General features: G+C 75.0%; 15 protein-coding genes. 10 read left to right on the top strand and 5 right to left on the bottom strand.

The features are described 5' to 3' along the window. Positions 1-64 precede the first annotated feature (64 nt). The 5 genes from pheT to infC form a co-directional block, all read right to left on the bottom strand. Positions 65-2587 (bottom strand): phenylalanine--tRNA ligase subunit beta, encoded by a 2523-nt coding sequence (gene pheT, locus RM540_RS12850; RefSeq protein WP_311664723.1) that lies wholly within the window; start codon positions 2585-2587, stop codon positions 65-67. Positions 2588-2646: 59 nt separating this feature from the next. Further along, complete coding sequence (gene pheS / locus RM540_RS12845; protein WP_311664721.1) at positions 2647-3714, bottom strand: phenylalanine--tRNA ligase subunit alpha; 1068 nt, start codon at positions 3712-3714, stop codon at positions 2647-2649. A gap of 169 nt (positions 3715-3883) precedes the next feature. Next, on the bottom strand, positions 3884-4231 hold the full coding sequence (gene rplT / locus RM540_RS12840) for a 50S ribosomal protein L20 (RefSeq protein WP_311664719.1): 348 nt from the start codon (positions 4229-4231) through the stop codon (positions 3884-3886). An 87-nt stretch (positions 4232-4318) separates the two neighbouring features. Next, positions 4319-4513 (bottom strand): 50S ribosomal protein L35, encoded by a 195-nt coding sequence (gene rpmI, locus RM540_RS12835; protein ID WP_311664717.1) that lies wholly within the window; start codon positions 4511-4513, stop codon positions 4319-4321. 165 nt (positions 4514-4678) lie between these two features. Beyond that, positions 4679-5308 (bottom strand): translation initiation factor IF-3, encoded by a 630-nt coding sequence (infC, locus tag RM540_RS12830; protein ID WP_311664715.1) that lies wholly within the window; start codon positions 5306-5308, stop codon positions 4679-4681. Between the two features lie 137 nt (positions 5309-5445). Between infC and RM540_RS12825 the strand changes: the two genes are divergently transcribed. The 10 genes from RM540_RS12825 to atpC all read left to right on the top strand — a co-directional run bounded on the left by RM540_RS12825 (position 5446) and on the right by atpC (position 15912). Beyond that, positions 5446-5727: a hypothetical protein gene (locus tag RM540_RS12825; RefSeq protein ID WP_311664713.1), complete on the top strand. Its 282-nt coding sequence runs from the start codon at positions 5446-5448 to the stop codon at positions 5725-5727. A 320-nt stretch (positions 5728-6047) separates the two neighbouring features. Beyond that, complete coding sequence (locus RM540_RS12820) at positions 6048-7349, top strand: sigma-54 interaction domain-containing protein (RefSeq protein ID WP_311664711.1); 1302 nt, start codon at positions 6048-6050, stop codon at positions 7347-7349. A 110-nt stretch (positions 7350-7459) separates the two neighbouring features. Continuing rightward, positions 7460-7936, top strand: coding sequence for an LPS assembly lipoprotein LptE (gene lptE, locus RM540_RS12815; protein WP_311664709.1), 477 nt, complete (start codon positions 7460-7462; stop codon positions 7934-7936). Continuing rightward, positions 7933-9456 carry a glycosyltransferase family 2 protein gene (locus RM540_RS12810; protein WP_311664707.1) on the top strand — a complete coding sequence of 508 codons (1524 nt, stop codon included), beginning with the start codon at positions 7933-7935 and terminating at the stop codon, positions 9454-9456. Before lptE ends, RM540_RS12810 begins: the two co-directional genes overlap by 4 nt. 78 nt (positions 9457-9534) lie before the next feature. Beyond that, positions 9535-10500: a hypothetical protein gene (locus RM540_RS12805; protein ID WP_311664705.1), complete on the top strand. Its 966-nt coding sequence runs from the start codon at positions 9535-9537 to the stop codon at positions 10498-10500. A gap of 73 nt (positions 10501-10573) precedes the next feature. Then, entirely contained in the window at positions 10574-11734 is a 1161-nt protein-coding gene (locus RM540_RS12800) for an anhydro-N-acetylmuramic acid kinase (RefSeq protein ID WP_311664703.1), read from the top strand. 249 nt (positions 11735-11983) lie between these two features. Beyond that, complete coding sequence (gene thiL / locus RM540_RS12795; protein WP_311664701.1) at positions 11984-13099, top strand: thiamine-phosphate kinase; 1116 nt, start codon at positions 11984-11986, stop codon at positions 13097-13099. A gap of 85 nt (positions 13100-13184) precedes the next feature. Continuing rightward, complete coding sequence (locus tag RM540_RS12790; RefSeq protein WP_311664699.1) at positions 13185-13712, top strand: DUF1648 domain-containing protein; 528 nt, start codon at positions 13185-13187, stop codon at positions 13710-13712. A gap of 171 nt (positions 13713-13883) precedes the next feature. After that, positions 13884-15410, top strand: coding sequence for a F0F1 ATP synthase subunit beta (gene atpD / locus RM540_RS12785; protein ID WP_311664697.1), 1527 nt, complete (start codon positions 13884-13886; stop codon positions 15408-15410). Between the two features lie 91 nt (positions 15411-15501). Next, entirely contained in the window at positions 15502-15912 is a 411-nt protein-coding gene (gene atpC / locus RM540_RS12780) for an ATP synthase F1 subunit epsilon (protein WP_311664695.1), read from the top strand. Positions 15913-16168 lie beyond the last annotated feature (256 nt).

The raw sequence follows: 16168 nt of genomic DNA, 5'->3' as shown, positions 1-16168 counted from the left end.
CGCCTCCGCGCCGCCGCCCCGCCCTCACCACGCACGTACCACGCGCGGGCGGGGCGGCCCCGGGTCAGCCCCGGAGCCCAGCGCCGTGCTCGGCGCCGAGCGCCTTGACCACGCGGCGGACCCGGCCGTCGACCTCCTTGTCGCGGAGCGTCCGGTCGGCCCCGAAGCGGAGCGCGAACGCGAGGCTCTTGTGGCCCGCCTCGACGCCCTCGCCCCGGTACAGGTCGAACAGGCGGACGTCCTGCAAGAGCGGCCGCCCCGCCCGGCGGATCGTCTCCAGCAGCGGCCCGGCCGGCTGCGCCTCGGGGACCACGACGGCCAGGTCGCGCTCGACGACGGGGTGCCGGCTGATCGGCTCGTACGCCACGACGGCGTCACGGTCGGCGAGGGCCACGACGGCGTCCCAGTCCAGCTCGGCCGCGAAGAGCGGCGCCTGGAGGTCGGCCGCGTCGGCGACGGCGTCGGACACGCGGCCCAGCACGCCGAGGCGGCGCCCGCCGGCCTCCAGCACGAGCGCGTACGCGGTGAGGGCGTCGGGGGCGGGGCGGGGCGTCTCGGTCACGCCCGTGATTCCCAGGTCGGCCAGCAGGTCCACGACCACGCCCTTCAGGTCGTACACGTCGGTCTCGCGGGCGGGGCGGTCCCAGGCGTCGAGCACGGCCGCCCCGCTCATGCCCAGCGCGAGCGCGCGGTGCTCGTGGTAGCCGTCGACCACCCCGCCCGCGCCGTTCCTGTCTGCGCCGTTCTCGTCTGCGCCGGCCGCTTTCCGGTAGACGTGGCCCGACTCCATGAGCCGGAGCGACCCCGCCCCGCGCGCCTGGTTGTACGACGCGACGGCGAGCAGGCCGGGCAGGAGCGACGGCCGGAGCGCGGCCATCTCCTGCGAGATCGGGTTGAGCGTCTCGACGGGCGGGGCGGCGGCCCCGGTCCACGCCGCGTCCGCGAACGCCTCGGCGGTCGGGCGGGAGACGAGCGAGTTGGTGTACGTCTCGCGGAAGCCCAGCGCGGCGAGGCGCCGGAGGCTCCGCGCGAGCAGCCGCGCGCTCGGCGTGTCGCCTGCGGGCACGAGCGGGACCGCCGTCGTGGTCGGCGTCGGGAGGCGGTCGTAGCCCCACAGCCGCGCCACCTCCTCGATCACGTCGACCTCGCGCTCCACGTCGGGCCGGAACGGGGGGACCGTCACCTCCAGGCCGGACTCGCCGCCCTCGACCCCGAACCCGATGGCCGTGAGCAGGCGCGCGATGTCCTCGACCGGCACCTCGACGCCCAGCACGCGGGCCACGCGGGCGGGGCGGAGCCGGACCGTGCGCGGGGCGTAGGGCCGCGGGTTCTCGTCGATCCTGCCGTCCACGACCACCCCGCCCCCGGTCTGCGCGACGAGGTCGGCGGCGCGGGCGACGGCGAACGGCTGGCCTGTCGGGTCGGCGCCGCGCTCGAAGCGGTAGCTGGCGTCGGTCTGGAGGCCGAGCGCTTTGGCGGTCCGGCGGATCTGGCTGGGCTCCCACATGGCGCCCTCAATGAACACGGTCGTCGTCGCCTCCGTCACCTCGCTGTCCGCCCCGCCCATGACGCCGGCGACGCCGACGAACCGCTCGCCGTCGGCGACCATGACCGTTCCGGCCGGGAGCTTCCGCTCGACGCCGTCGAGCGTCGTGAACGCCTCCCCGCCCTCGGCGGCCACGACGCGGACGCGCCCGCCTTCGAGGCGGTCGAGGTCGTAGGCGTGGAGCGGCTGGCCCGTCTCCAGCATCACGAAGTTGGTCACGTCGACCACGTTCGAGATCGGCCGCAGGCCGACCGACACGAGCCGCTCCTTGAGCCACTCCGGCGACTCCCCGACCGTCACGTTCTCGACCACCATGCCCACGAAGCGCGGGCACGCATCGGGGACGTCGATCTCGACCGACACGAGGTCGGCCACCGCCCCGCCCACACCAGGCACGGGCGGGGCGGACCGCAACCCGGCGGGGCGGCGCAAGGGCTTGTCCAGGAGCGCGGCCACGTCGCGGGCCACGCCGACGTGGCTCGTCGCGTCCGGCCGGTTGGGCGTGACGTTGACGTCGAGGACGGCGTCGCCGCCCCGCCCGTGCTCGGCGAGGTAGTCGGCGAACGGCTGGCCCACGACGGCGTCGCCGTCCAGGACCAGGATGCCGTCGTGGTCGGTCCCGATGCCTAGCTCGTCCTCGGCGCAGATCATCCCGTTCGAGACCTGCCCGCGGATCTTCCCCTTTTTGATGGTGACGAGCTCGACCCCGGACCCGTCGCGGGCGGGGAGGTCGAGGACCGTCCCCACCGTCGCGACGGGCACGGCCTGGCCGGCGGCCACGTTGGGCGCCCCGCACACGATCTGGACCGGACCGTCCGCGCCCGCCACCCCGCCCAGATCGACGTCGCAGACCTGGAGCCGGTCGGCGTCCGGGTGCGGGCGGACGTCGACGACGCGGCCGACGACGACGCCGTCGAGCGCCGGCCCGCCCCGCTCGACGCCCTCGACTTCGAGGCCGGACCGCGTGAGGAGGTCAGCGAGCGCGTCGGCCGAGAGCCCGTGCTCGACGTACTCGGAGAGCCAGTTGATCGAGAGGTACATGGTACAGGGTACTCGGTACGGTGGGCGGGGCACGTACCTCGTACCCCGTACCCCGTACCTCAGAATTGGCGCAGGAAGCGAACGTCGTTCTCGTAGAGCAGGCGGATGTCGTCGATGCCGTGACGGAGCATGGCGAGGCGCTCGACGCCCATCCCGAAGGCGTAGCCCGTGTAGCGCTCGGAGTCCACGCCGACGTTGTCGAGCACGTTCGGGTCGACCATTCCCGAGCCCAGGATCTCCATCCACCGGCCGCCGTCCGGGAGCGCGCTGTCGGCCCACCACACGTCGACCTCGGCCGAGGGCTCGGTAAAGGGGAAGAAGCTGGGGCGGAATCGCATCCGCGCCTCGCGCGCCGGCCCGTCCGACGCCCCGAAAAAGGCCCGCGCGAACGCCTGGAGCATGGCCTTGAGGTCCGCGAAGCTCACGCCCTCATCTACGACGAGCCCCTCGACCTGGTGGAACAGGCAGTAGCTCTTGTACGAGATGGCCTCGTTGCGGAACACGCGGCCCGGCGCGATCAGGCGGAGCGGCGGCTCGCCGTCTTCGAGCGCCCGGATCTGGACCGGCGACGTGTGCGTGCGCAGCACGACGCCCCGCCCCTCGGGCGGCGGCGGCTCCAGGAAGAACGTGTCCTGCATGTCCCGGGCGGGGTGGTCCGCCGGGAAGTTGAGGGCCGAGAAGTTGTGCCAGTCGTCCTCGATCTCGGGGCCGCGCGCGACCGAGAACCCGAACGAGCGGAAGATGTCCTGGATGTCCGCGAGCGTCTGCGTGAGCACGTGGAGGCTGCCCCGCCCCGCCCGCCCGGCGACCGGCGCCGGCACGCGGCCGGGCAGCGTGAGGTCGAGGTCCGTGGCGCCCTCCGCCCCGCCCGCCCCGCCCCGCGCGCCGTCAGCGGCGGCGTCCAGCCGGTCCTGCGCCGCCTGCTTGAGCGCGTTGAGCCGCTGCCCCACGGCCCGCCGCTGGTCGGGCGCGACGGTCCCGATCTGGGCGAACAGGTCGGTGACGACGCCGGACTTCCGCCCGAGAAACCGGACGCGATACGCCTCGGCGGCCTCAGCGCTGTCGAGGGGGGCGTCGTCGATCTCAGCCTGGACGGCGGCGATCTGGTCGTCGAGGGAGGTGGCCATGCTGCGTGTTTCGTATTGCGTGTTCCTCTGCGCGCAGCTCCAACACGCACGACGAAACACGGAACAGGATCAACAAAAAGACTCCCGCCGGGCCGGGGCCGGGCGGGAGTCGCGTCGAACAAGCCGGGCGGACCCAGAGGGCGGAACCCAACGGGCGGGGCGGTGGCCCCTACGCCGTGGCCTGCTCGACGACGGCGGCAAACGCGGCCTTGTCGCGGACCGCGAGGTCGGCGAGGACCTTCCGGTTGAGCGGGATGTCCGCCTTGTTCAGGCCCGAGATCAGGCGCGAGTAGGTGGTCCCATTCTGGCGGGCGGCGGCGTTGATGCGGGCGATCCAGAGCCGCCGGAACTGGCGCTTGCGGGCGCGGCGGTCGCGGTAGGCATACTGGAGCCCCTTTTCAACGGAGTGCTTGGCAACGGTGTAGACGTTGCCACGGCGACCCCAGTAGCCTTTCGCCAGCTTCAGAACTTTGCGGCGACGGCGACGGGAGGCCACGAGATTTCGTGCTCGGGGCATCTTGGTTCCGTGGGTGAGGGTGAGGAGGCCCGGCCGCGAACGGCCGGGACGGAGGGCGGGCGGGGCAGACCGCCCCGCCCAAGCGCCCTACTTGACGATGAGCTTCTTCATCCGGGCCTCGTCGGCCTGGTTGACCAGGGTCGCGCCGCGGAGGTTGCGCTTCCGCTTCGGCGACTTCTTGGTCAGGATGTGGCTCGTGAACGCCTTTTTGCGCTTGACGCGACCCGTCCCGGTCAGCGTGAAGCGCTTTTTGGCGCCGCTGTTCGACTTCATCTTCGGCATCGGACTCTCGGGGCGTGGTCGGGCAAACGAACGCCCGTCGCGGTTGGGCGGCGGGCGAGACGAAGGGCGGAAACTACGGGCGGGGCAGAGCTAGACCGCCCCGCCCACGGGTCTTTGCAGAGTGTTCGGGCGGGGCGGACCCCTCCCGAGCGCGGAGCGCGCCGCTTACTTCTTCTTGTCGGGCGTGAGCATGATGGTCATGCGACGGCCCTCCATCGTCGGCGGCTGGTCCACCTTGGCGATGTCCGCGAGGTCCTCGGTAAAGCGGTCGAGCATGTCGCGGCCCTGGTCCTTGTAGATGATGTCGCGGCCGCGGAACTGGACCCACGCCTTCACCTTGTTCCCCTTCTCGAGGAACTCGCGGGCGTGCTTCATCTTGAACTCGTAGTCGTGGTCGTCGGTGCGCGGGCGGAACCGGACCTCCTTGAGTTCGCCCTGGCCGGCCTGCTTTTTCCGCTGCTCCTTAGCCTTCTTCTGCTGCTCGTAGCGGAACTTCCCGTAATCCATCGCCTTGACGACGGGCGGGTCGGCGGAGCCGGCAATCTCGACGAGGTCGAGGCCGCGCTCGCGGGCAAAGTCGAGCGCCTGCTCGAGGGGCATGACGCCCATCTGCCCCTCGCCGTCGACGACGACGCGGACCTGGGAGGCGTTGATGTTCTCGTTGATGATGGCGTCCGGCTCGCGGCGGGCGGGCTGCGGACGGCGGGAGCGACGTCGGGCTATGGCTGACCTGTGGGGCGTGGAACAAGGGACCCCGGCGCGCTCGGGGCACGGGAGCGGGGCGTGGGGGGACAACGCGGCCGTCGGCCGGCGGGTTCGCGAGGGCCGGTTAAAACTCCGTCAGGAGGCGCCGGCACCGGGGCGGGGCGGCGCGCGCCCTAGCCCTAGCTTGACCGCCCCGCCCGACCGCACGCCCTCCGCCCCGCCCGCTCATGGACTTTACCGCCGTCGACCTCCGCGTCGGGACCGTCGTCGAGGCCGCCGCCGAGAATGGCGCCCTTCACCTCGTGATCGACCTCGGCGGGGTCCGCCGCGAGGCCGTCTCGCACATCACCGAGAACTACGCGCCGGCCGACCTCCTGGGCGGGCAGGTCGTGACGGTGCCGGCGCCGGGCGGGGCGGGCGTCGTGGTCCTGGCCGCGGTGAGCCCGAGCGACGGCGCCGTCGTGCTCCGCCCCGACCGGCCGGTCGCCGACGGGACGCAGGTGGTGTAGCCGCCCCGCCCACGGCCGATATAAACTCCGTGGCCCTGTCCACGACATAGAGGCCGGGAGTGAGCCAGCGCCAGCAACCCTCAGCCGGCCCACCGGCGGGGGCGCTATCCGGTAGGCCCCGCTGAGGGCGGGATGGAGGGGCAGACGGTGTCGCCGGGCGCGCTGCGGAGCGCCCCGCCCTCGGGGCTCCTCCCACGCGCCGCGCCCTACCGCCGCCCCCCCGCTCGGGCGGCCCCGCCCCCGCGCTCAGCGCGCCCCGTACGGCGGCGCGGGCGGGGCGGCGTCTATCTTGGCCTCACCTCCCTCTGCGCAGACGGCACATGGACCGGCAGGCCCTCCAAGAACGGTTCGGCATCCTCGGCGACAGCCCGGCGCTCCGCCGCGTGCTCGACCGCGTGCGTCAGGTGGCGCCGCCCGACATCACGGTGCTCCTCGAAGGCGAGAGCGGCGTAGGCAAGGAGCTCGTCGCGACGGCCGTCCACGGGCTCTCGGCGCGGCGCCACAAGCGGCTCGTCGTCGTCAACTGCGGGGCGATCCCCGAGGGACTTATCGAGTCGGAGCTGTTCGGGGCCGAAAAGGGCGCCTACACCGGCGCCGTCGAGCGGCGGACGGGCTACTTCGAGGAGGCCGACGGCGGGACGCTGTTCCTCGACGAGATCGGCGAGATGCCGCTCCAGGCGCAGGTCCGCCTGCTGCGCGTGCTCGAGAGCGGCCAGTTCAGCCGCGTCGGCGGGACGGCGACCTTGCACGCCGACGTCCGCGTGATCGCGGCGACCAACAAGGACCTCGCGGCTGAGGTCGGGGCGGGGCGGTTCCGCGAGGACCTGTACTACCGCCTGAGCGCGGTCGTGCTGCGCATCCCGCCGCTCCGCGAGCGCCGCGACGACGTGGTGCCCCTGTTCGAGGCGTTCCTCGCCCGGTTCTCGCGCCAGTACGACGCCCCGCACCTCGCCGTCACGCCCGAGGCCGCGGCGCTCCTCCGCGGGTACGCGTGGCCGGGCAACGTGCGCGAGCTCCGCAACGTGGCCGAGCAGGCCGTCGTGCTGTCCGAGAGCGGGGCGGTCGCGGCCGACTCGCTCCGGCCCCACCTCCGCGGCGTCTCGGCCGGGCTCGCGCTGGCCCGCCGCGAGGCGCCGCCGGCCGGCGACGTGGGCGAGCGCGAGCTGGTCTACCGGGCGCTCCTCGAGCTCCGCGCCGAGATGCAGGAGGTCCGCGCCGCGCTCCGCAGCCTGGGCGCGCGGGGCGGCCTCCCCGACGGCCTGTTCGCCGCCCCGCCCGACCTCGACGACGCCCTCGACGACGCCCTGGAGGTGGCCTACGAGCCGCCCCCCGCCCCGCCCCCGCCCGACGCGGCCGACACCGTGTTCGAGTTCGAGGACTACACCGACGACGCCCCCGCCGACTACGGCGCGCCCGAGGGCGACGGCGCCGCGGGGCTCCCGGACGACCTCGAAGGGGCGCTCGCGACGGGCCTCCCGCTGCCGACGATGGAGGAGGCCGAGGCCGCCCTCATCCGCGAGGGCCTCCGCCGGTTCGACGGCAACCGCCGCCAGACCGCCGAGGCGCTGGGGATCTCCGAGCGCACGCTCTACCGGAAGATCAAGGACCTGGAGGCGGAATGAACGGCGCGAGACCCTGGAGGCCCAGTCCGGCCACCCCGCCCCATACGCGGCGGGGCGGGGCGGGGCGGAGCCGGGCGGGGCGGGGCGGGTGGAGGTTCGCCCTCGGCCTCATGGCTCTGGCGCTCTTCGCCGGCTGCGGCGTCTACTCGTTTTCCGGCGCCTCCATCCCCGACCACCTCCAGACCGTCGCCGTGCCGATCGCGGAAGACCGGGTGGGCGGGACGCCGCCGGGCGCCGAGGGGCTCCTGACCGATGCGCTCGTCCGGCTCTTCGGCGACCGCTCGCGGCTCGCGCTCGTGGCCGACGAGGGCGAGGCCGACGCCGTCGTCCGCGCCTCGATCGAGCGGTACGCCGTGGCCCCGGCCGCCGTGACCGGCGACGACCGCGCGGCCGTCAACCGCGTCACGCTGGCCGTGCGCGTGGTCGTCCGCGACCGGGTGGAGGACCGCGACCTCCTCGACCGCGCGTTCACGGCGACCGAGGACTACGCGCCCGGCGAGGGCCTCCAGGGCGAGGCCGACGCGACGGCCTCGGCCCTCGACCAGATCGCGCGCGACGCGTTTACGGCGGCGACCTCGGACTGGTGAGCGGGGCCGCCCCGGCGCTCGACGCGCTCGCGGTGGCCGCCGTGGCGGTGTACGCGCTCGCCACGTTCGTGCTGACCGGGCTCGGGCTCCACGCCGGCGCACTCGCAGTGGTCCGCCTGCTCCGGCCGCCCCGCCCGCTGCCGCATGCGCCGGACGGGCCGTGGCCGCTCGTCGTCGTCCAGGTCCCCGTGTACGACGAGCCGCCGGCGCTCGTGGCCCGCGCGCTCGACGCCGCGCTCGCGCTGGAGGCGCGCGGGCCGGTCGAGGTCCAGCTTCTCGACGACTCGCCTCGGGCGGGGCGGCTGGCGAACGCCGCGCTCTGCGCCGAGCGCCGGGGCCGCGCTGCGCGCCGCGGGGCCACGCTCCGCCACCTCTCGCGCGACGCCCGCGACGGGTTCAAGGCCGGCGCCCTCGCCGCCGGCCTCCACGCCGCCCCGCCCGAGGCGTCGGCGCGCGGGGCGGGGCGGCTGGCCGCCGTGTTCGACGTCGACTTCCGCCCCGCCCCCGACGCGCTCCTCCGCCTGGTCCCGGCGCTCCTCGCGGACCCTGACCTCGCGTTCGTGCAGGCGGGGTGGGCGCACCCCGAGGCCGACGACACGGCTCTGGGGCGCGTGCAGGCGGCGGTGCTCGACCTCCACTTTGCCGTCGAGCAGGCGGGGCGGGACCGGGCCGGGCTCCCCGTCACGTTCAACGGGACGGCCGGCGTGTGGCGCGTGGCGGCCATCGAAAGCGCGGGCGGGTGGCAGGGCGACACGCTCGCCGAGGACCTCGACCTCGCGCTCCGCGCGCAGGCGGCGGGGTGGCGCGCGCGGCTGGTCGAGACCGTCCGCGTTTCGGCCGACCTCCCGCCGACGGTCGCGGCGTGGCGGCGGCAGCAGGCGCGGTGGGCGAAGGGGCTGGCCGAGGTGGGGCGGAAGTCGGCCGGAGCCGTGTGGCGCTCCGGCCTGTCCGTCGCCGCCCGCGCCGAGGCGACGGCGATGCCGGCGCTGTCGCTGAGCCTCCCGTCGCTCCTCGTCGTGGCCGTGCTGCACCCGGTCGTCGCGCTCGCCGGGGCCGCGGGCGTCGGCCCGGCCAGCGTGTACGTGGCGCTCGGGGCGGGGTGGGCCGGGCTCGCCGGGCTCCTGCTCGCCCACGTCGTCGCCCAACGCGCGCTCTACCCGGACGCGTGGGTGGGCCGGTTGCGGCGGCTCCCGCTCGTGCTCGTCGCCCCGCTCGCGCTCGTGGTGCCGGCGGCGCGGGCGGTCCTGGAGGCGGCGCGCGGGCGGCGGACGCCGTTCGAGCGGACGCTCAAAACCAGCCGCCCCGCCCCGCTCCCGGCGTGGGAGGGCGGGGCGGAGGCAGCGTTGGCGGTTTACAGCGTGCTGGGGTTTGTCGCCCTCCTGGCCGTTGGGGCGTGGGCCGGCGCAGCGTTTCAGGGTCTCTTGGCGGCCGGGTTCGCCGGGGCGACCCTCGCGCTCTGGGGGGCGGGGCGGGCGGCCGAGGCCCCGGCCATCGACGACGTGCGGCGCGTGGCGGCGTAGGGGGCGCCGCGCCTTTGTGGGGCGGCGGCGCGGGCGGGGCGGCGGGCGGCCTGCGTACCTTTGGCGGCCCCCACGCGCATGCCCCCCGTGTCCCCCGAGCCCGACCTCCACCTGGCCGCGCGGCTGCTCGCCGAGGACCGCTCGGCCGAGGCCGTCGAGCGCCTCGGCGCACTCGTCGCCGACGCCCCCGTCTACGCCGCCGCCCACGCCCTCCACGCGACGGCCCTCGAAGCCGACGGCCGGCCGGCCGAGGCGCTCGCGGCGTGGGGGCGCGTGGCCGCGCTCGTCCCGTCGAGCCCGCTCGCGCACCGCGAGCGCCGCCGCCTGCTCAGCGCCGACGCCGCCGACGCCGCCCCGCCCGCGCCTGCCGACGCCGCTCCCGCCCCGCCCTCCCAGCCTGCCCCCACCGACGCCGCTCCGCCCGCTCCCGCCGCGCCCGCTGACCTGCGGGCCGTCGACGAGCGGTTCCTGCGCGACGACGACGCGGCCGACGACGCGGACCCCGAGTCTAACGGCGCGGATGGCGAGCCGGAGGCCGATGCGTCCGGCGTCTTTTTCGGCGATGCCTCCCCGGTGCCCAGCGCCGCGCTCGCCGCCGAGCTCCTCCCGCCGGAGGCGCCCGCCCCGCCCGACCCGCTCCACGTGACGCCCGAGGCGCCGGGCGGGGCGGGGTGGATGATCCTGGGCGAGGAGGAGCACGCGCCGGCCGAGGGCGGGGCGGGGGCCGACGTAGTCTCGCCCGAGGCCGCGCCGACCGACGCTGCACCGGCCGAGCGCCACCCGGTCGCCGACGAGCTCGACTCGCTCATCTCGCAGCTCGAGAGCGCCCCGCGCATCCGCCCCGACCCCACCTTTAGCGGCCCGGCCGTCACCTTCGACGACTCGGACGTGGAGGAGATCGCGTCGGAGACGCTGGCGAAGATCTTCGCGGCGCAGCGCCAGTTCGAGAAGGCGGCCGACGTCTACGAGACGCTCGCCGCCCGCCACCCCGCCCGCGCCGACGAGCTCCTGGAGCTGGCGGGCGAGATGAGGGAACGGCGGTGAGTCGCGCCGCGCCACTCTGCACGCCGCGGGCGGACTCAAAGGGCGGGGCGGGGCTCTGGCCCGCGATCTCACCGTGACCCACCCCGCCCTCGCCCTCTTTCGTCCCGGCCCGCGCGTGGTCGTCGGGCTCATGAGCGGGACGTCGCTGGACGGCGTCGACGCGGCCGTCGTGCGCCTCGACGGGAGCGGGGCGGCGCTCTCCGCCGAGCCGCTCGGGTTCGTGTCGGAGCCGTACGACGACGCGCTCCGCGCCGCGCTCGCGGCGTGCGTCGAGACCGAGACGTCGGACGTCCGCCTCGTGTCGCAGCTCCACACGCGCCTGGGCGAGCGGTTCGCGGCCGTCGCCCGCCGCGCGCTCGACGCGGCCGGCGTGGACGCGCCCGACCTTGTGGGGAGCCACGGGCAGACGGTCCAGCACGTGCCCGAGCCCGAGGACTGCGCCGGCGTGCCGACGCGGTCGACGCTCCAGATCGGGAGCCCGGCCGTGATCGCGGCCCGCCTCGGCGCCCCGGTCGTCGCCGACTTCCGGGCCGGCGACCTCACGCTCGGCGGGCAGGCCGCCCCGCTCGCGCCCTACCTCGACGGCGCCCTGTTCGGGTCGGCCGCCGAGACGCGCGTGCTCCTCAACCTGGGCGGCATCGCCAACCTCACGGTCCTGCCGGCGGGCGGGCGGCCGAGCGCAGCCTTCGACACCGGCCCGGCCAACATGGTCCTCGACGCGCTCGCGCTCCGCCTGACCGGCCGGCCGGTCGACGAGGGCGGGGCGCTCGCCGCGCAGGGCGCGCCCGACGAGGCGCTCCTGGCGGACCTCCTGGCCCACCCGTTTTTCGCCGCCCCGCCCCCCAAGTCGACCGGCCGCGAGGACTTTGGGGCGGCGTTCGTGGAGCGGCTGGTCGGGCGGGGTGGCGCTCCGGCCGACCTCCTGGCGACGGCGACAGCGCTCTCGGCGCGGTCCGTCGCCGCCGCCGTCCGCCGGTTCGTTCGCCCCGCCCCGGCGCGCGTGATCGCGTCGGGCGGCGGCGTCCACAACGCGGCGCTCGTGGCGGCGCTGGCGGCGGCGCTCGCGCCCATCCCGCTCGAAACGACGGCGGCGCACGGGCTGGACCCCGACGCCAAAGAGGCCGTGCTGTTCGCGGTCCTCGCCCACGAGTGGGCCGAGGGCGTGCGGACCGGGCTGCCGGCCGTGACGGGCGCCTCGCGCGCCGCCTTCCAGGGCTCGCTGACGCTGCCGTGACGCGGGCGGGGCGGTCGGCGGCTGGAGGAGCCCACGCCGCCTGACCGGATGCGACCGCCCCGCCCCGCCCTCGTCCTGCTGCTGGTCGGCCTCGTCTGACGAACGAGCGGATCGGCGAGCACCGCGCGTCGGTCGCCATTGCCCGCTTCCAGCCCCGAGCCCGAATGTGACCGAGCGGACCCCGCGGGCGGACCTTACGGGCGGGGCGGCGGGTTGGCTTCGGCCTCACCCCGCCTTCTGGATCCGCCCATGCCCGACGCCACCCCGCCCGACGCCGCCCCCTTGTCTGACGGCGACCTCCAGTTCACGCCCGTCTCCGAAGTCGGCGAGTTCGGCCTGATCGACCGGCTCCGCGACCGGCTCGGCGACGCCGCGAGCGCCCGCGACCTCGTCGTCGGCATCGGCGACGACGCCGCCGTCTACCGCGTGGGCGGGGCGGGCTCCGACGGCTCGGCCCGCGTCCACGTCGTCACGACCGACGCGCTCGTCGAGGGCGTCCACTTCGACCGGACGTACGTCCCGCTCCGGGCGCTCGGGTGGAAGGCCGTCGCCGTCAACGTGAGCGACGTGGCGGCCATGAACGCGTCGCCGCGGTTCGCGACCGTCACGCTGGGGCTCCCGAACAACCTGTCGGTCGAGGGCGCCGAGGCCCTCTACGCCGGCATCGCCGAGGCGTGCGAGCGGTACGGGCTCGCCGTCGTCGGCGGCGACACGACGGCGAGCGCCCGGCTCGTGATCTCGGTCACGGTCGTCGGCGAGGCCGACGAGTCCGCCATCGTGACGCGCGCGGGCGCGGCCCCGGGCGACCTCCTGTGCGTGACGGGCGACCTGGGCAGCGCGGCGGCCGGTCTCCAGGTGCTCCTGGCCGGGAAGGACGCGATGGACACGGGCGGGGCGGCCGGCGGCGACGGCGCCGAGGGCGCGGCGCCCGACCTCGCGGAGTTCGCCTACGTTGTCGAGCGCCAGCTGATGCCGCAGGCCCGGCTCGACCGCGTGCGCCAGTGGGCCGAGGCCGGCGTCCGCCCGACGGCGCTCGTCGACGTGTCGGACGGGCTGGCGTCCGAGGCGCACCACCTGAGCCAGGCCGGGACGGTCGGGGCGGTCATCGACGGCGGCCTCCTCCCGATCCACGTCCAGACGGCGCTCGCGGCCCAGCGCTTCGACGCCCGCGCCGAGGCTTATGCGCTCTACGGCGGCGAGGACTACGAGCTCCTGTTCACGCTCCCCGAGGCCGAGGCGCCTAAACTCGACCCGGCGACCTACGCGGTCGTCGGCCAGATCGTGGAGCCGGACGAGGGCGTCGTGCTCCGCCTGCCCGACGGCAACCGCGTGCCGCTCGTGGCCGGCGGGTACAAGCATTACTGAGCGGGTAGAGCGGGTAGAGCGGGTACTGGGTACGAGGTACCGGGTGCAGTTTGCCCCGCCCCGCCCTGCCCTCGCTGCGCCGCCCATGTCGTTCCGCCTCGTCATGTGGGCGCTCGCCGTTGGCCTCGCCGTCTGGGCGGGGTGGCTCTGGCCCGATGTGCCGGCGCGCGTGCCCACGCACTTCGGGCTCGACGGCCAGCCCGACGCGTGGGCGGGGCGGTCGGTGGGGTCGTGGTTCGGGCTTCCCGCCATCGCGCTCGCGCTCGCCGCGTTCCTCGACGCGCTGGTCGTGTGGACGCACCGCCACCCCGCCCTCGCAGGACTCAACCTGCCCCAGAAAGACGCCATCCTCGCCCTCCCGCCCGACCGCCGCGCGCCAGTCCTGGCGTGGTCGGCGGCGGCGCTCTACGCGGTCGGAGCGGCCTGCATGGTGTCGTTCGCGCTGATCCAGGCGGGCACCTGGGCCGCCGCGCACGGCGGGAGCGGGGCGGAGTGGGTGGCGGCGGGCGGGGCGGTTGCCGTGGTCGCCCCGCTCGTGGCGCTGGCGTGGGGCCTCCGAGGCGTCTCGGTCGAGCTCCGGCGGCAGCAGGCGGCCGCCCCGCCCCGCCCGTAGCGCGGTCGGGGTGGGCATCTTTCCGCCTTCCGCCTTCCGCCTTCCGCCTTCCGCCTTCCGCCTTCCGTCGGCCTTTCCACCGAACCTTCGACGCCGTACGGCGGCCCGTTCACCGGGGCGGGGCGGGGGCTCGGTAGCTTCCTGCCCCGCTCCTAAAGCCCTCCCCGCCCGATGGAAACCTCCCCGCCCCGCGTCGGCACGCCGGCCCCGACGACCGCCACCGCCACCGGCGAGATCCTCCAGGTCATCGGCCCAGTCATCGACTGCGAGTTCCCGGCCGAGTCGGTCCCCGAGATCTACGACGCCCTCGAAGTCGACCGCGAAGACGGCGTGCTCGTCCTCGAAGTCCAGCAGCACCTCGGCGAGAACCGCGTGCGCACGATCTCCATGGACTCGACCGACGGGCTCACGCGCGGCACGGCCGTCCGCAACACGGGCCGGCCCATCTCGATGCCCGTCGGCGTCGAGGTCCGCGGGCGCCTGTTCAACGTGGTCGGCCAGGCCATCGATGGGCTCCCGCAGCCGCGGACGGCGGAGACGCGCTCGATCCACGCCGAGCCGCCGAGCTACGACCAGCTCGCGACGTCGGTCGAGGTGCTCGAGACGGGCATCAAGGTCATCGACCTCATCCAGCCCTACGCCCGCGGCGGCAAGATCGGCCTCTTCGGCGGGGCCGGCGTGGGCAAGACGGTGCTCATCCAGGAGCTCATCAACAACATCGCCAAGGGCCACGAGGGGTTCTCGGTCTTCGCCGGCGTCGGCGAGCGGACGCGCGAGGGGAACGACCTCCTGCGCGAGATGCTCGAGTCGGGCATCATGCGGTACGGCGACGACTTCATGCACTCGATGGAGGAGGGCGGCTGGGACCTCTCGAAGGTCGACATGGACCTCCTGAAGGAGAGCCAGGCGACGTTCGTGTTCGGCCAGATGAACGAGCCGCCCGGCGCCCGCGCCCGCGTGGCCCTCTCGGGCCTCACGCTCGCCGAGTACTTCCGCGACCTCGGCGGCACGGACGTCTTGTTCTTCGTCGACAACATCTTCCGGTTTACGCAGGCCGGCTCCGAGGTCTCGGCCCTCCTCGGCCGGATGCCGTCGGCCGTGGGCTACCAGCCCACGCTGGCGACGGAGATGGGCGAGATGCAGGAGCGGATCACCTCGACCAAGGCCGGCGCCATCACGTCGGTCCAGGCCGTCTACGTCCCGGCGGACGACCTCACGGACCCCGCCCCGGCGACGACCTTCGCCCACCTCGACGCCACGACCACGCTCTCGCGCTCGATCGCGTCGCTCGGCATCTACCCCGCCGTCGACCCGCTCGACTCGACCTCCCGCATCCTGACGGCCGAGGTCGTCGGCGACGAGCACTACAAGGTGGCCCAGGACACCAAGGAGCTGCTCCAGCGCGACAAGGAGCTCCAGGACATCATCGCCATCCTCGGCCTCGACGAGCTCTCCGACGAGGACAAGCAGGTCGTCAACCGCGCGCGCCGCGTGCAGCGGTTCATGTCGCAGCCGTTCTTCGTGGCCGAGCAGTTCACGGGCACGCCCGGCAAGTACGTCAAGGTCGAGGACACCGTCCGCGGCTTCAAGATGATCCTCGACGGCGAGCTCGACCATTTCCCCGAAGGCGCCTTCCTCTACCGGGGCTCCATCGAGGAGGTCATCGAGGCCGGCGAGAAGATGCTCGCCGAAGCGTAGAGGGATGGCAGAGGGATAAGGGGCGGAGGCATGGGCAGAGACGCCCGCCCCGCCCCGACCCTCCATCCCGCATCCCCCATCCCTCCCCGTCATGGCCGACTCCCTGCTCGTCGAGATCGTCTCCCCCGACCGCTCCGCCTACCGCGGCGAGGCCCGCAGCTTCCGCGCGCCCGGCGTCGAGGGGTCGTTCGAGATCCTGCGCGGGCACGCGCCCCTGCTCGCGGCCACCCAGGTCGGCCCCGTCGTCGTGACGACGACGTCCGGCGAGCGCGTCACGTTCGCCACGTCGGGCGGGTTCGTCGAGGTCCTGGACGACCACGTCATCATGCTCGCCGAGACGGCGGAGCCCGCCGACGAGATCGACGTCGAGCGCGCCCGCGCCGCTGAGGACAGCGCGGCCGAACGGCTCGCGGCGGCCCAGACGCCCGAGGACCGCGAGGCGCTCCAGGCGGAGCTCGAGCGCGCCCGCAACCGCCTGCGGACGTCGATGGGCGGCGTGTAAACGGCGCGCGGGCGAGGGGAATTCGAGGGCGGGGTGGTTCGGGTGAGGCACCAACCTCCGGAGCCGGTATAAGGGGCGGGGTGGAGCCGGGGACGCTCTCGACCTGCCGCCCCGCCCCGCCCATATCCGGGCGGCCGGTGGGGGGGCAACGGCCTCTGCCCAAAGCAGACGTGCCCGTCTCTGGTGCGGACACCATGCATGGTGTCCCTACCTGACTCGGCTCGTGCCCCGTGGGCGGGGCGGTGATCTGTCACCT

Source organism: Rubrivirga litoralis (genome assembly GCF_031846415.1).
Classification (GTDB): domain Bacteria; phylum Bacteroidota; class Rhodothermia; order Rhodothermales; family Rubricoccaceae; genus Rubrivirga; species Rubrivirga litoralis.
Note: the sequence above shows the minus strand (reverse complement) of the source record. Positions and strands in the feature narration are given on the sequence as shown.

What these genes read in the sequence shown, in the direction of transcription:
- pheT (WP_311664723.1), bottom strand. Translation starts at nt 2,587, where the DNA reads ATGTACCTCTCGATCAACTGGCTCTCCGAGTACGTCGAGCACGGGCTC.
- pheS (WP_311664721.1), bottom strand. Translation starts at nt 3,714, where the DNA reads ATGGCCACCTCCCTCGACGACCAGATCGCCGCCGTCCAGGCTGAGATC.
- rplT (WP_311664719.1), bottom strand. Translation starts at nt 4,231, where the DNA reads ATGCCCCGAGCACGAAATCTCGTGGCCTCCCGTCGCCGTCGCCGCAAA.
- rpmI (WP_311664717.1), bottom strand. Translation starts at nt 4,513, where the DNA reads ATGCCGAAGATGAAGTCGAACAGCGGCGCCAAAAAGCGCTTCACGCTG.
- RM540_RS12825 (WP_311664713.1), top strand. Translation starts at nt 5,446, where the DNA reads ATGGACTTTACCGCCGTCGACCTCCGCGTCGGGACCGTCGTCGAGGCC.
- RM540_RS12820 (WP_311664711.1), top strand. Translation starts at nt 6,048, where the DNA reads ATGGACCGGCAGGCCCTCCAAGAACGGTTCGGCATCCTCGGCGACAGC.
- lptE (WP_311664709.1), top strand. Translation starts at nt 7,460, where the DNA reads ATGGCTCTGGCGCTCTTCGCCGGCTGCGGCGTCTACTCGTTTTCCGGC.
- RM540_RS12805 (WP_311664705.1), top strand. Translation starts at nt 9,535, where the DNA reads ATGCCCCCCGTGTCCCCCGAGCCCGACCTCCACCTGGCCGCGCGGCTG.
- thiL (WP_311664701.1), top strand. Translation starts at nt 11,984, where the DNA reads ATGCCCGACGCCACCCCGCCCGACGCCGCCCCCTTGTCTGACGGCGAC.
- RM540_RS12790 (WP_311664699.1), top strand. Translation starts at nt 13,185, where the DNA reads ATGTCGTTCCGCCTCGTCATGTGGGCGCTCGCCGTTGGCCTCGCCGTC.
- atpD (WP_311664697.1), top strand. Translation starts at nt 13,884, where the DNA reads ATGGAAACCTCCCCGCCCCGCGTCGGCACGCCGGCCCCGACGACCGCC.
- atpC (WP_311664695.1), top strand. Translation starts at nt 15,502, where the DNA reads ATGGCCGACTCCCTGCTCGTCGAGATCGTCTCCCCCGACCGCTCCGCC.